The 656-nt window shown below is 43.3% G+C and carries 1 protein-coding gene and 1 pseudogene; both read right to left on the bottom strand.

The window, feature by feature from the left end; all coding sequences use genetic code 11:
• Positions 1 to 214: 214 nt before the first annotated feature.
• Positions 215 to 442, bottom strand: a complete 228-nt coding sequence (locus tag ACFIJP_RS09520; protein ID WP_012754703.1) for a hypothetical protein — start codon at positions 440 to 442, stop codon at positions 215 to 217.
• Positions 439 to 656 (bottom strand): annotated as a pseudogene (locus ACFIJP_RS09515) (lysozyme); the annotation flags it as partial. The pseudogene ACFIJP_RS09515 and the gene ACFIJP_RS09520, both read right to left, overlap by 4 nt.

The raw sequence follows: 656 nt of genomic DNA, 5'->3' as shown, positions 1-656 counted from the left end.
CCTTGATAGGTCTCTATCATCTCGTGAAGAAGCTGTTGTTCTTTTTCTGTAAGATCTTTATCTTTGCTGCTTCGTTTCTTGACCATCTTTCCAACCACATAAATGGGCTCCCTGCTTGTTATGCTTCAAAATATCTCTTGCAAGGTTGGAACTGATGACCGCAACATCCTTATTATCTAAATAAATGGGCAACCAGCCACCACAAGAAACAGACCTATTTGCCGCGCACCCAACGAGAAAGTTCAGAGCGCACACCAGCATCACTTTTTTGATTAACTTCATTTTCCACCTCAAGCCGCGTTGTTGCTGTCTTTAAAGCATTCTCTGTTTGCTTTTGCCGTTCGCTTTGCTTGCCAAGGTGAAATGCCTTGGCTAAAGCCATAAAAAAAACGGCTAAAGCCGCTGTAAACATAAGAGAATATTTCTTTAGCCAAAAAATCATAAGCGTTGCTCCCGAAACCGCTTGGCGACAATCACTATGCCCGTTACAGCCGCTAAAACCATGATGCCTGCTAATGCCCATTGCACCGGTCCATTGCCTGCTAACAAGCCACCAAAACCAGAACAAGACCCTATAATCGGGGCAAGTGCTTCTATTTTAAGAAGTCCGGTTGCCGTTTTCGTTTCTACCCTTTGATAATTTGAAGAAACATAAG

Source organism: Bartonella sp. MU37NMGALS (genome assembly GCF_042194015.1).
Taxonomy (GTDB): domain Bacteria; phylum Pseudomonadota; class Alphaproteobacteria; order Rhizobiales; family Rhizobiaceae; genus Bartonella; species Bartonella grahamii.
This window is presented reverse-complemented; position numbering and strand designations above follow the sequence as displayed.